Origin of the sequence: Bacillus cereus group sp. MYBK227-1 (assembly GCF_051916325.1) — a bacterium.
Taxonomy (GTDB): Bacteria; Bacillota; Bacilli; order Bacillales; family Bacillaceae_G; genus Bacillus_A; species Bacillus_A cereus.
The window spans coordinates 93,483-107,284 of sequence record NZ_JBQAGK010000009.1 but is presented as its reverse complement, the minus strand read 5'-3'; the positions used below and the strand labels follow the sequence as shown (position 1 = coordinate 107,284).

Here is a 13,802-nt window from a genome sequence, read left to right as displayed (position 1 = left end):
TTATTAAAAATCTGTAATTAACTTTTCTTTTAGCTCTCCTACAGATAAAGGTTTCGCATAATAAAATCCCTGTACATAATCACAGCTCATTGATTGTAACAAACTCTCTTGCTCTACTGTTTCTACTCCTTCAGCAACTACTGCTAAATTTAAACTATGAGCAATTTCAATAACGGATTTTACAATCGTTCGTTCTGGTTGTGCGTGATCATAATGAAATTCACGAATAAAATTACGATCAATTTTTACAATATCCAGTGGTAGTTGTTTTAAATAATATAAGGAAGAATAGCCAGTTCCGAAATCATCCAAAGCAATTAAAACACCCATATTTCTTAATTCTTGTAATGTAGCAATAATATAATCAAAATGGCGGACTGCAATACTTTCCGTTATTTCTAATATTAAACGGTTCGGAGGAAAACCAGTTCTCTTTAAAATGCTACGTACTGATAAAATAAAACGTTTCTGCATTAATTGTTGTATAGATAAATTCACAGATAACTTTAGTCCTTCTTGATAATTCGGCAATGTTTTAAACAAGCGACATGATTTTTCTAATACCCAGTCTCCTAGTTTTATAATTAGTCCAGACTCTTCAGCTACAGGGATAAATTCGCTTGGTGAAATAGGTCCGTCTTCTGTCATACAACGTACTAGAGCTTCTATACCAGAATATCTCTTCGTTTTCAAATCAATAATAGGCTGCAATGCTACATCTAACTCTTCATCACGAATTGCCTTTTGCAAAGCAAACTCAACTTTCATTCTACGATTTATTTTCGCGCGTAGCTCATCTGTAAAGAAACACGCAGCGTTTCTCCCCTGTTCTTTTGCACTATACATAGCTAAGTCAGAGTTTTTCAATAACGTTTCCACATCTTGTCCGTCTTGTGGATAAGAACAAAGTCCTAGACTAGCTGAAATGTATACTTCATGGCCTTCCAGCATAAATGGTGCCTGAAAACATGACAACACAGATGTCGCTAACTGACTCATATCATCTTGTCTATGATTTTTTGTTAACAGCACAAATTCGTCGCCACCTAGCCTAGCCAGAACATCTTTCTCTCCTAGTACATAATGCAACCTTGAAGCAACTTCACTTAAAAGTAAATCCCCTATCATATGACCTAATGTATCATTTACTAATTTAAAACGGTCCAAATCAAAGTAAATCATACCAAATTCTTTTTTATCTGCAATCAATTCGTTAACGGTCGTTATTAATTGTAAACGGTTAGGCAAACTCGTTAAAGCATCATGATAGGCAAGTTCCCTATAACGACTTTCACTTAGCCGCAATCTATGTTCCGCTTCTTTTCTACTACTAATATCATTTCGAATTGCGATAAACTGGTATGGCTCTCCTTTTTCATTTAAAAATGGAACAATTGTTGTTTTGACCCAATAATATGTACCATCTTTTGCTCGATTCCGAATCTCACCTGTCCATACTTTCCCATTCAAAATACGCTTCCATAAGTCTTGAAAAAAGGTTTTTGGATGATGTCCTGAATTTAAAATACGGTGATCTTTTCCAATTAATTCTTCTCTTTTGTATTTAGAGATTTCACAAAATTTATCATTTACATATGTAATAAGACCTTTTCGATCTGTAATTGCAACAATTGAAGACTCATCTAATGCTAACTTTAAATCTCGCAATGAAGAGTCATATAATGCATGACCTCTCTGTTCTAGCATGCGCATCTCTCCTTGCTTCTATCTGACTAAAACACAACCTGTTTCTCTTCATAGAAATAGAGATATTTCATTTTCTAATACTAGCCCATTACATAAATTATCTTTTTGAATAGACCGATTAAAATAACATAATATTATTTGTAATAAAAAGCAATATTATACCGTTCTAATTATAAATAGTAGCTTCTCATCTCCCTAATTATTTCGTACCTTATTATACTGCAATCCCTTTAAGTGGCTCTATGCAAGCCTTGTTTCCAACTAATACCACTCACATCTGATCTCTTTGTTTTTAATAACGAAATAGAAATTAGAACATACTACATAACTATTCACGAATAATAATATAAAACTCTACATCAATGTATATGTTTTTGAATTACAATAACAAAATATTAACATATTTTCACCTTAATTTTGGAAGTATTTTATAAATAAATACCGTATTAAACTAAAAAAGAGGATAGCCTCTTTTTTAGTTTAATACGAATATGGTATTTGCTGATAACCTGGGTATGGCATTGGATACGTTACAGGGTATGGCGACGGATAAGCTACTGGATATGGAGCCGGATAATACCCTCCACTTGTTGCACCTGTTAATGCACCAGCTGTTAGTCCGCCTAACACTCCTCCTGCAAAGCTTCCAGGGAAAAATCCGCCTCCGTGATGATGATGGTGATCATAGTGATTGTGTCCTCCATGGTGATGATGTCCACCGTTATGATTGTGCCCACCATGATTGTGTCCTCCATGATGATTTCGATAATACAATCCATTATTTTCTATATAATTCATGTTTCTCCGCTCCTTTTCGATTTTTTCATTTTCATATGCGTTAAGAGTGGGATAAAAAATGGGATAGTACACTGTATGTAGGACAAATGCGGAAAGTATAGGTGAAATGTCTATATTTTGTAAAAAAAGCAAAACACCTTATAATAAAGATGTCATATTACATCTTCTATTTAAGAAGTCTATATTGAAAAAAGATTAGGGGAATTATATAGAAATGAAGAAGCCTATCGTTCAATTACTATTAATATTTACAATTGTATCTATCGTTCTGTTCCTATTAAATACATCGTATATCTCGTTATATACATTTGTCGGTGCTCTATGGTCCATCACAATCGTAGGAATTTCATTCGTTATTTTTATAGAAAATAGATCTCCACAAAGTACATTAGCATGGTTTTTAGTATTAGCACTTCTTCCTATTATAGGTGTGCTATTATACGCTATTTTCGGGCGCAGCCGCTGGAGAAGAAAAAAACATCTCCATCGTTCAGAAGAACAAAGAAAATTATTCCGTGAAATATTAGAAGGAAGAAGACTAGAGTTATTACTCACAGTCCCACTAAATGAACGTTCCATACATTTAACAGAAGTCATACAAAAATTTGGAGGCGGTCCTGCTGCAGATAAAACAACTACAAAACTTTTAACAAACGGAGATCAAACATTTTCAGAAATTTTGCGAGCTATAGAGCAAGCAAAACATCATATACATATTCAATACTACATTTATAAATCTGATGAAATTGGTACAAAAGTTCGAGATGCTTTAATACAAAAAGCAAAAGATGGTGTTATTGTACGCTTCCTTTATGATGGCCTTGGAAGTAATACGTTAAGACGACGATTTTTGCAACCTATGAAAGAAGCTGGGATTGAAATTGTAGAATTTGACCCTATTTTTTCAGCTTGGTTACTTGAAACTGTCAATTATCGTAACCATCGAAAAATTGTTATTGTAGATGGCGAAATTGGTTTTACCGGAGGACTCAATGTCGGTGATGAATATCTTGGCCGTTCCAAGAAATTTCCTGTTTGGCGTGATAGTCATTTAAAAATAGAAGGAAAAGCATTATATAAATTACAAGCAATCTTTCTAGAAGACTGGCTCTATGCCTCTAGTGGTTTAAATACTTATTCCTGGGATCAATTCATGAATAGACAATACTTCCCAGGTAAAGAGATTTCAAATGCAGAAGGTGCTGTTCAAATCGTAGCAAGCGGACCAAGCTCCGATGATAAAAGTATTCGTAATACATTATTAGCTGTTATGGGCTCTGCAAAAAAATCCATTTGGATCGCTACACCCTACTTTATTCCAGATCAAGAAACTTTAACATTATTACGCTTAAGTGCAATTGCCGGAATAGATGTACGGATTTTATATCCAGGTAAAAGTGATAGCATCATTAGTGATCAAGCATCTCAATCCTATTTCACTCCGCTTTTAAAAGCTGGTGCTTCTATTTACAGTTATAAAGATGGTTTTATGCATGCAAAAATTGTACTCGTTGATGATACAATTGCAACTATTGGAACAGCGAACATGGATGTACGTAGCTTTGAATTGAATTACGAAATTATTAGTGTACTTTATGAATCAAAAACAGTTCACGATATTAAACGTGATTTTGAAGAAGATTTTAAACATTCAACTGAAATTAAATGGAACTCTTTCCAAAAAAGAAGTATAAAAAAACGCATATTGGAGTCTTTCATGAGGCTCATTTCTCCTTTACTGTAGGCAATCAACTTCATCTTGATTGCTTTTTCTTTTCCCTTTATCCTCCTTCCTTTTCTTTGCATACCATATTAAAACAAGTTATCATAAGATGTATTACTTTATGAAAATAATGTTAGGTGGGAAATACATGTTAGAACAATTTCATATACATGCTGATTTAAAACAACAGCTTTCTACGATTCATGAAAAGAATAAGCAAGAAGCTGGTGAAAACGCACATTTAATCGGAACGAAAATATATAAAGCGTCTGATAATAGCATTATTGAAGATGCGATTACAGCACTTCTTCTTGGCAAGAACATTCTATTAAAAGGACCGACTGGTAGTGGTAAAACAGTACTAGCGGAAACTCTTTCTTCTTTATTCCAAAAACCAATGCATAGCATTAACTGCTCTGTCGACTTAGATGTAGAGGGTATTTTAGGATACAACACACTACAAACGAAAGATGGTGCATCTGAAGTTTCATTCGTTAACGGTCCTCTTATGAAAGCAATGAAGAACGGTCACTTCCTATATATTGACGAAATCAATATGGCAAAACCTGAAACGTTACCACTTCTTCACGGCGCATTAGATTACCGTAAAATGATCACAAACCCATTTACACAAGAGGTTGTATACGGTGATGACGAATACCGTGTAATTGCTGCGATTAACGAAGGTTACGTTGGAACAAGTGAACTAAACGAAGCGTTAAAAAACCGTTTCGTTATTATTGAAGTTCCTTACATTCAAGGTGATACATTAAAAGAATTATTATTAGCAGAATCAAAATTAAAAGATGTTGCAACAATTGAAAAGTTCGTTGCCTTTGCAAGCGACCTTATGCCTTTAGCTCGCGATGGACGTGTAAGTGAAGAAGCGGCAAGTATTCGTGGCATTATCGACGCATGTGATTTAGGTGTATATATTCCTGTTATGCGAGCGATTGAACGAAGCATAATTGCAAAACTTAATGATGAAACAGAACAAATGACTGTCCGTGAATTAGCAGAAAGTTATTTCTTTGAGGGATAATTTATGAGACAAATTTTTAGTGACAAAAAAATTGATGCGTCGCTGTTTCTACAAATGGAAAACTTAATGTATGCCCTTCTAAAAGAAGACGATGCCTATCTTGAATATGGCTATAAAGCATACTACGACGAAATTGAAAAGAAAGTTGTCATTAGTCACTTTTGGGATGATCGAAAAGAAGAAGATACAGTAATCGGATTAAAAAGCGAAGTGTTCTTAAAAGCACTTGGTAATAAACATTACTCGGACATGACTTTAATTCGTTCTTATGCGATTGAATTGCAAGAATCGCCCCTAAAAAAGTTTTTAACACAATTATTTGTTCTATTAGAAGATTTACGCGTTGAGGAAATTGTAAAGAACTTACGTCCTGGCACGAAGCATGTTTTTAAAAGAAGAAAAGAAATGTATCGCAATTACTTTAGCTCACAAAATGAAATCAATCGCGTTCGTAACTATCACGGTGATCGTCTATTTTGCCTATGCTATCTTTCATTAACGAGCGATAAATATGAAATGTTTAATAATGAATATTTCGAACAAATTGAAGCTATTTTGCATGAAACATTCCAAGCTCGTAATACGGAAGATATTATGTATATCGTTGAGAAAATTCGCTACCGCTTAGAGGAGCTTCTTGAAAGTGATATGCTTAACAACTATTTCGGACATGCACCGCTTTATTTATCTGTTCTTGCAGACGAAAAGAACTGTCGCGTCGAAGATTTAGCAAATGATGATACGCAGCTTATAGATGACGATGAAAATAAAAACAAAATGGATGAAAGTTTCTCCACATGGCATCGTGAAAATAAAAATAACGAAAACGAGAACTTTTTACGCTTTGAATTAGAAAGCGGAACAAAAACAAACATGATGGGCGATACTGCTCGTGAATCAGAAGATGGCGACCAAGCACTTGGTTCTGTACAAGGTACTTCTCAAAAAAGTACACAATCCAACTTTGATGGCGCTGATACAGAAGAAGCAAGGGCTTCACACGCTTCTAGTCAAAATGATGGTGCATATGGTAAATATAACACTGGCGCTTCTCATACATTTAAAGAAGCACGTAAACCAAATCCTGATGAGAAAAAGGATTACCAAGCTATCAAATCAGTCGTTAATAAAGATGTAAAAGAATTAAAGAAAATTATCGAAAAAACGATTGAAAATAAAACGAATGCAAATAGTGATAAATATTACGGAAGACTTCGTAAGAAATTCCTTCGTATTTATACTGAAAAGCAGCCTCGCATGTTTTATAAAAAAGGGCAAGAATCACAAGAGCTCGACGTTGCATTCCAACTGTTAGTTGACTGTTCTGGTTCTATGTATAACAAAATGGAAGAAACGAAGAAGAGTGTTGTACTATTCCATGAAGCTTTAAAATCTTTAAAAATCCCGCACGCTATTAGCGGATTTTGGGAAGATGCCTCTAGCGCTAAACCTGAAGATAAGCCGAACGTTATCCATGAAGTTGTAAATTATAAAAACTCAACGTTACCAAACGTTGGTCCAGAAATTATGCAACTTCGTGAAGAAGAAGATAACCGCGACGGATATATTATTCGTATCGTTTCTGAAAAGCTTGCCAAAAGACCTGAGAAACATAAATTCTTACTAGTCTTCACAGACGGTGAGCCTTCTGCGCTAGACTATCAACAAGACGGAATTTTAGATACGCATGAAGCTGTTAAACTCGCGCGTAAAAGTGGTATGGAAGTAATCGGTATCTTCATCGAAGAAGGCGAAGCGAAAGAAGCAACTTATCAATTGATGAAAAACATTTATAACCATCACTTCTTAGTTGCAAATCACGCTGAAGATTTACGACTGAAGATTAAACCATTACTGAAAAAATTATTACTGAAGACGATTGAATAGAAAATAGGAGCCTTGTGGCTCCTGTTTTTTCGTTCAATTACTTTGTTTCTGGTTGAAACTTGTATGGAATGGCTATTTCTAACAAATATTCAAATCCTCCGTCATAGTATGGGAAGCGCTCATTCGCAATTGTTCGATCCACCCACTCTACTGCAGAAATTTCACCTTCATCTTCCGCAATAAGTTCACCTTTTTCTACATTCGCTCGGAATGTAAAAAATAGTGCATGATTCCCTGATTCTTCAAAGAATTTTTCATTGATCGCAACAAGTCCACCTAACGTAGCAGTTAAACCTGTCTCTTCTTTCACTTCTCTTATTAGTGCTTCCTCTAATATTTCACCTTTTTCCACAGCCCCGCCTGGCAATGACCAAACGTTTTGTTCTACATTATGTACCATTAATATTTTATCTGTTTCTTCGTCATGTATTAGTGCATATACGACATCAACTCTTTGCATAAGACTTCTCTCCTTCCAAAAATGAGGAAGAGCCGATTCCTAAGAATCGACTCTTCCTATTAATTCATCACTAACTCAGCTGTGAGCTTTTTTTTTAACTTAGCCAGCATGTCAGTTGTCATTTTGTCTAAATCGTATTCTGCTTTAAAGCCCCACTCTTTCATTGCTGCTGTTGCATCAATAGAGTTTGGCCAGCTATCAGCGATTGTTTGACGAGCTGGATCTACTGCATAATCCATTGTAAACGTCGGAATGTGTTTACGAATTGACGCTGCAATTTGCTCTGGCTCGAAGCTCATTGCTGTAATGTTAAATGCATTTCTATGCACTAGCTTACTTGGATCAGCTTCCATTAATGAAATGATCGCTTGTAAAGCATCAGGCATATACATCATGTCCATATATGTTCCTTCAGCAATGTATGAGGTGTATGCACCTTTTTTAATCGCCTCATAATAAATTTCAACTGCATAATCAGTCGTTCCGCCTCCTGGAGGAGCTACGTAAGAAATTAAACCTGGGAAACGGACACCGCGCGTATCTACGCCAAATTTTTGATAATAATAATCACACAGTAATTCTCCTGCCACTTTGTTTACCCCATACATCGTAGTAGGACGCTGAATTGTATCTTGCGGTGTATTATCTTTTGGCGTTGATGGACCAAATGCACCGATAGAACTTGGCGTGAAGAACTTACAGTTTAATTCACGAGCTGCTTCTAGAGCATTTACAAGTCCACCCATATTTAAATTCCATGCAAATAACGGATTTTTTTCTGCTGTTGCTGAAAGTAAAGCTGCTAAATGAATAATTGTATCTACTTCATTACGCTTTGCAATATCATGTAGTTTTTGTCCATCTGTTACATCTAACGTTTCAAATGGACCAGACGTTACTACTTCACTATCTGTTTCACGAATATCTGTTGCAATAACATTTGATGCGCCGTATACATCACGAAGTTTCATTACTAGTTCAGAACCAATTTGCCCTAAAGAACCGGTTACTAGAATTTTTTTCATTTTCCCCACTCCTCATTTGCAAGCTATTCAAAAGATGTCGTTACTTAAATGATGCCCATTTCTTTTCCTACTTTTTCATACTTAAGAATTGCTTCATCTAACATTTCTTTCGTATGAGCGGCTGTAGGCATATTACGAACGCGCCCTGTTCCTTTTGCTACAGTTGGGAACACGATAGATTTTGCGTATACACCTTCTTCATTTAGACGTTTACTAAATTCTTGTGTTAATACTTCGTCCCCAATGATACAAGGTGTAATTGGCGTTTCACTTTCCCCAATGTTAAAGCCAAGTTCTTTTAATCCTTGTTTCAAGTAGCGGCCATTTTCCCATAAGCGATCGTGTAACTCTGTGCTTTCCATTAAGATTTCAATTGATCTCATGCAAGCTGCTGCATCAGCTGGTGTTAATGCTGTAGAGAATAAGAATGGACGTGAACGAACTTTTAACCAGTCAATTAAGTTTTGTTTCCCTGCTACATATCCACCAATTACCCCAATTGCTTTTGATAATGTACCAATTTGGAAATCAACTTTATCAGAAAGACCGAAGTGCTTTACAGTTCCTGCACCTTTTCCAAGTACACCTGAACCGTGTGCATCATCTACGTATGTCATTAAATCTAACTCTTCTGCAATCTCAACAATTTCTGGTAGTTTTGCAACATCTCCATCCATCGAAAAGACACCATCTGTAATTACCATTAATTTATTGTAAAGACCTGATTCTTTCGCCGCGATTGCTTTTTGGCGTAAATCTTCCATATCAGAATGTTTATAAACAATAATTTTTGCTTTTGATAAACGACTACCGTCAATAATAGATGCATGATTTAATTCGTCTGAAAGAATCGCATCATTTTTATCCATAACAGCTGAAATCGCTGCCATATTACAGTTAAATCCTGATTGATAAGCAATTGCTGCTTCTGTATGTTTAAACTTTGCAATTGTTTCTTCTAACTTAATATGCAAATCTAAAGTACCGTTAATTGTACGAACAGCCCCTGCTCCAACACCGTACTTATGAATAGCACCAATTGCTGCTTCTTGCAAACGGCTATCTGTTGCTAATCCCAGATAGTTGTTTGAAGATAAGTTAATATATTCTTTTCCGCCAATTGTAATGATCGGTCCATTTGAACTCTCAAGCGGATCAATTACGTTATAAAGCCCCTTTGATTTTAAATCCTCTAAATTTTCTTCTAAAAATTTCGCAAGTGTTTTACTAGACATCGTGAAGCCTCCCATCGTTCATGTAAGCGGATTATTGTCTTAATAGTTCTAATAATCCCTCTACTAGCTTAACACGTTTTCAGAATTTATTATAGAAAAATAGTTTAAAGTAACCGCTTACAATTCTAGATTATATATGATTCATTACAATAAATCTATCATTTACTTTTCATATTTGATAGAATTAAAAAAATATTTCGGGAGGTTTCAAACATGGCATTTACAGAATCTGATGTATACAATAACACAGCATTTTTCGAACAATATATGAAACGAAGATACCGAGAAAATAGCCCAAATGAATCCATTGAAAAACCAGTATTCTTTCAGCTCATTGGTCATGTACAAGGAAAACAAATTCTCGATTTAGGCTGTGGTGATGCTAAGTTTGGCGCGGAATTATTAGAGAAGGGATGCTACTCTTACACCGGCATTGAAGGCTCCGAACTTATGTATGAAAAAGCTAAAAAACAACTAGAAAATAAAAATGGATCTGTTCATTTTTTAAACCTCAAAGATTATACTTACCCCTCTTCCACTTTTGATTTAGTAACATCTAGACTCGCCTTACATTATATTGAACATCTTGATACTATTTTTAAAAATGTATTTCAAACTTTAAAAACAAATGGCACCTTTACCTTTAGCGTTCAACATCCCGTTATTACTTCTTCATTTGAAAGCTTACAAACAAGTGGTAAAAGAACGAGTTGGCTCGTCGATGATTACTTTAAACTAGGCAAACGGGTTGAACCATGGATTGAGCAAGAAGTTATTAAATATCATCGTACAACGGAAGAGTATTTCACATTATTACAGCAAGCCGGATTTACCATTACATCATTAAAAGAAGCTACACCAAATCCAACCTATTTTCAAGATGAAGAAGAGTATAAACGTCGCTTACGTATTCCTCTCTTCCTCTTATTTTCTTGTACCAAATAAAAAAAACGATGAATCACTCATCGTTTTTTTATCTCATTGCCTGAGCAACTTCTTTAACTACACGTCTTCCTCTTCCGTGAGGGATACAAAGCGGTGTTCCAAACAACGGATCCGTACTAATTTGACACTCCATTCGGAATACATCACGTACTAGTTTCTCATCTACCACTTCTTCAGGTTTACCTTGTGCATATATTTGTTTATCTTGAATTGCTACAATGTTATCTGCATAGCGGCATGCTAAATTCAGATCATGTAATACCATAACAATTGTTCTTTGTTCTGTTTCATTTAATTCGAATAATAAATCTAGCACTTCAATTTGGTGAGTCATATCTAAGTATGTAGTTGGCTCATCCAGTAAAATGATATCTGTATCTTGTGCAAGTGTCATTGCGATCCAAGCACGTTGACGCTGCCCACCTGAAAGAGCATGCACATCACGCTCAGCAAATTCTGTCATACCTGTTGCTGCAAGTGCCTTCTGTACCATTTCCTCATCTTTTTCTGACCACTGTTTCAGCCATGTTTGATATGGATAGCGTCCTTGTTTTACAAGTTGCAATACTGTAAGCCCTTCTGGTGCTTGCGGTCCTTGCGGTAAAATTGCCATTTGACGAGCAATTTGCTTCGTTTGCATACTTTGAATAGCTTGATTATCTAACAAAATGTCACCAGTTGTTGGCTTTAATAATCTAGCTAGTGAACGTAATAAAGTTGATTTCCCGCAACCGTTGGAACCGATAAAGATTGTAATTTCACCTTTTGGAATTTCTAAATTCAACTCATCAATAATAATTGTTTCACCATAAGACAACGTCAAGCGTTTCGTCTCCAATGCTTTTTGCATATTCATCTCCCTTTATGAATTCCGACTTTTATAAAGTAAATAAATAAAATAAGGTGCACCAATTGCTGATGTAAATACCCCTGCTGGAATTTCAAGTGGTGTGAAAATTGTACGCCCTATTAAATCTGCAGCAAGTACTAGAATTGCACCGACAATAGCTGCAACTGGGAGCAATGCACCGTATAAAGAACCAACTAGCCTTCGTGAAATATGAGGTGCCATTAAACCGACAAATCCAATCCCTCCGGCGAAGGCAACTGCTCCCCCAATTAAAGCCGTACTAAGTAATAACATGAATACGCGTGACTTCGTTAAAGGAACACCAAGTCCTACCGCAATATCATCCCCTAGCTCTTGCGCATTTAAATGTCTAGCAGCTATAAATGATATTACTGTTAAAATGAGAACCCACGGTGCAAGTACCATAACATTTTGCCAAGAAGAGCCATAAACGGTACCCGTAATCCATACATTCGCTTGGCTCGCTTGATAAATTGGTGCTAACAACATAAATAATGTTGTTGCCGCCTTCGTTAATGCCCAAAATCCAACACCAATTAAAACGAGAATAATTGGTGATAATCCATCATTTTTCCATGCAAATAAGTATACAAAAACCGCTACAATCGTTGCTCCTGCAAAAGCTGCTAACGGCATATAATGAATGCTTACAGTTAGCGCATTATTTTTATCACTAAATAGCGCTAAAAATAATACAACTGCGACACTTGCCCCGCCCGTAATCCCGATGATATCAGGAGAAGCAAGTGGATTTCGAACGAGCCCTTGTAAAATACAGCCCGCTACCGCAAGCGCAATTCCTACGAGGATAGCAATTAAAATACGTGGCATACGAAACTTATTTACAACCATATTTGACATTGCATCGCCATTTCCGGTAATTGCTTGCCATACGTCATAAGGAGCAATTTTCATGTCTCCCATACCTGCGCTCGCAAAGAATAATCCTATTAAAACAACTAGTAAACTTAACAAGACGAGACAAGCTCGTTTATACATTAAAAACGAGAGCTCACCTTTTCCTATACGAAACGGAATATATTTCTTCATTTGCTAAGCCCTCTCTTACGTGCAATATAAATAAAGAATGGAGCTCCAATAAATGCTGTCATAACTCCTACTGGTACTTCTTGTGGCATAATGACATATCTTGCTGCTATATCAGCCAATATTAGTAGTATTGCACCTAACAATCCGCTATAAGGCACTCTCCATCTGTGGTCAACTCCAACAAGAAATCTCGCAAAATGCGGAGTAATAATTCCAATAAATCCAATTGGGCCAGCAACCGCAACTGAACCACCAGACAACAGTACAATAATAAGTAACACGAATGATTTCATTAAAATTGTTCGTTGTCCAAGTCCTTTCGCGACGTCTTCTCCCATCATCAATGTATTTACTTTCCCTGCCATCATAAGAGATGCAATCCATCCTATTAATAAATATGGGAATACAGATTGTAAAATTTCTAACTTTCTCCCTTGCACAGATCCAGCAAGCCAAAATAATACCTCTTCAAGTGCTTTTTCATTTAACACAAGTAATCCTTGTGTTAATGATGAAAATAATGCACTAATTGCGACCCCTGCTAACGTTAACTTAAGAGGAGTAGTCCCTTCTTTTCCTAAAGAACTAGAAGCAAATACAAGTACAGCTGCAACCGCCGCTCCTAAAAAGGCAATCCATGTGAAAGCTGATAATGATGTTACTGAAAAGATTACAATTGCTACAACTATAAAGAACGCAGCACCTGAATTTAATCCAATAAAATCTGGAGAAGCAAGTGGATTCTTAGTTAAAGTTTGCATAAGACAACCAGCAATGGCTAAACTAGCACCAACACTAGCTGCAATTAACGCCCTAGGCAGACGTACATTTTGAATAATAATATGTTCATTGGAACCGTTAAAATGGAAAAAAGCATCCAATGCTAGTTTCCAACTCGTATTTGTATATCCGAAAATAATACTTCCCCAAATACAAATAACGACTGCAATGATTCCAACAAATAATCCAATCCATTTTGCTCGATTTGTTTTTAATAACATGCAGCGTTTCCCCTTCAATGTATAATGATACGTTGTTAGTGTATTTCAACTTAATTCT

Annotated in this window: 12 protein-coding genes; 4 read left to right on the top strand and 8 right to left on the bottom strand. The window is 35.8% G+C overall.

The genetic code is table 11. From position 1 onward, the window contains the following. Window positions 1-3 precede the first annotated feature (3 nt). Together ACTFRM_RS26850 and ACTFRM_RS26845 are read right to left on the bottom strand one after the other, a co-directional pair. Window positions 4-1,707 (bottom strand): putative bifunctional diguanylate cyclase/phosphodiesterase, encoded by a 1,704-nt coding sequence (locus tag ACTFRM_RS26850; RefSeq protein ID WP_000893345.1) that lies wholly within the window; start codon window positions 1,705-1,707, stop codon window positions 4-6. A 480-nt stretch (window positions 1,708-2,187) separates the two neighbouring features. Continuing rightward, on the bottom strand, window positions 2,188-2,505 hold the full coding sequence (locus ACTFRM_RS26845; RefSeq protein WP_426866612.1) for a cobalt transporter: 318 nt from the start codon (window positions 2,503-2,505) through the stop codon (window positions 2,188-2,190). A gap of 214 nt (window positions 2,506-2,719) precedes the next feature. On the opposite strand from ACTFRM_RS26845, the gene ACTFRM_RS26840 reads away from it, so the two are divergent. The 3 genes from ACTFRM_RS26840 to ACTFRM_RS26830 all read left to right on the top strand — a co-directional run bounded on the left by ACTFRM_RS26840 (window position 2,720) and on the right by ACTFRM_RS26830 (window position 7,157). Continuing rightward, on the top strand, window positions 2,720-4,249 hold the full coding sequence (locus ACTFRM_RS26840) for a cardiolipin synthase (RefSeq protein WP_000743030.1): 1,530 nt from the start codon (window positions 2,720-2,722) through the stop codon (window positions 4,247-4,249). A gap of 127 nt (window positions 4,250-4,376) precedes the next feature. Further along, window positions 4,377-5,270 carry an ATP-binding protein gene (locus ACTFRM_RS26835; RefSeq protein ID WP_000892971.1) on the top strand — a complete coding sequence of 298 codons (894 nt, stop codon included), beginning with the start codon at window positions 4,377-4,379 and terminating at the stop codon, window positions 5,268-5,270. A gap of 3 nt (window positions 5,271-5,273) precedes the next feature. Further along, window positions 5,274-7,157, top strand: coding sequence for a vWA domain-containing protein (locus ACTFRM_RS26830; protein ID WP_001248875.1), 1,884 nt, complete (start codon window positions 5,274-5,276; stop codon window positions 7,155-7,157). A 37-nt stretch (window positions 7,158-7,194) separates the two neighbouring features. Here the strand turns inward: ACTFRM_RS26830 and ACTFRM_RS26825 are convergent, their stop codons facing one another. Genes ACTFRM_RS26825 through ACTFRM_RS26815 form a run of 3 tightly spaced genes read right to left on the bottom strand, consistent with a single transcriptional unit; the run spans window position 7,195 to window position 9,877 of the window. Continuing rightward, window positions 7,195-7,617 (bottom strand): NUDIX hydrolase, encoded by a 423-nt coding sequence (locus ACTFRM_RS26825; RefSeq protein WP_006919539.1) that lies wholly within the window; start codon window positions 7,615-7,617, stop codon window positions 7,195-7,197. A 59-nt stretch (window positions 7,618-7,676) separates the two neighbouring features. Further along, entirely contained in the window at window positions 7,677-8,642 is a 966-nt protein-coding gene (locus ACTFRM_RS26820; protein ID WP_000723149.1) for an L-threonine 3-dehydrogenase, read from the bottom strand. Window positions 8,643-8,686: 44 nt separating this feature from the next. Beyond that, window positions 8,687-9,877 (bottom strand): glycine C-acetyltransferase, encoded by a 1,191-nt coding sequence (locus ACTFRM_RS26815; RefSeq protein ID WP_000095905.1) that lies wholly within the window; start codon window positions 9,875-9,877, stop codon window positions 8,687-8,689. Between the two features lie 213 nt (window positions 9,878-10,090). Between ACTFRM_RS26815 and ACTFRM_RS26810 the strand changes: the two genes are divergently transcribed. Beyond that, a complete protein-coding gene (locus tag ACTFRM_RS26810; RefSeq protein WP_000885969.1) occupies window positions 10,091-10,822 on the top strand; it encodes a class I SAM-dependent DNA methyltransferase in 732 nt (243 codons plus the stop codon). Between the two features lie 28 nt (window positions 10,823-10,850). On the opposite strand, the gene ACTFRM_RS26805 is transcribed toward ACTFRM_RS26810, so the two are convergent. Genes ACTFRM_RS26805 through ACTFRM_RS26795 form a run of 3 tightly spaced genes read right to left on the bottom strand, consistent with a single transcriptional unit; the run spans window position 10,851 to window position 13,744 of the window. Next, the gene (locus ACTFRM_RS26805) at window positions 10,851-11,672 is read right to left on the bottom strand and encodes an ABC transporter ATP-binding protein (RefSeq protein ID WP_001167962.1); all 822 of its coding nucleotides are present in this window, start codon (window positions 11,670-11,672) and stop codon (window positions 10,851-10,853) included. A gap of 12 nt (window positions 11,673-11,684) precedes the next feature. Next, complete coding sequence (locus tag ACTFRM_RS26800) at window positions 11,685-12,743, bottom strand: FecCD family ABC transporter permease (RefSeq protein ID WP_000760056.1); 1,059 nt, start codon at window positions 12,741-12,743, stop codon at window positions 11,685-11,687. Continuing rightward, window positions 12,740-13,744: a FecCD family ABC transporter permease gene (locus ACTFRM_RS26795; protein WP_000925232.1), complete on the bottom strand. Its 1,005-nt coding sequence runs from the start codon at window positions 13,742-13,744 to the stop codon at window positions 12,740-12,742. The genes ACTFRM_RS26800 and ACTFRM_RS26795 overlap by 4 nt, the downstream gene beginning before the upstream one ends. Window positions 13,745-13,802: the final 58 nt, after the last annotated feature.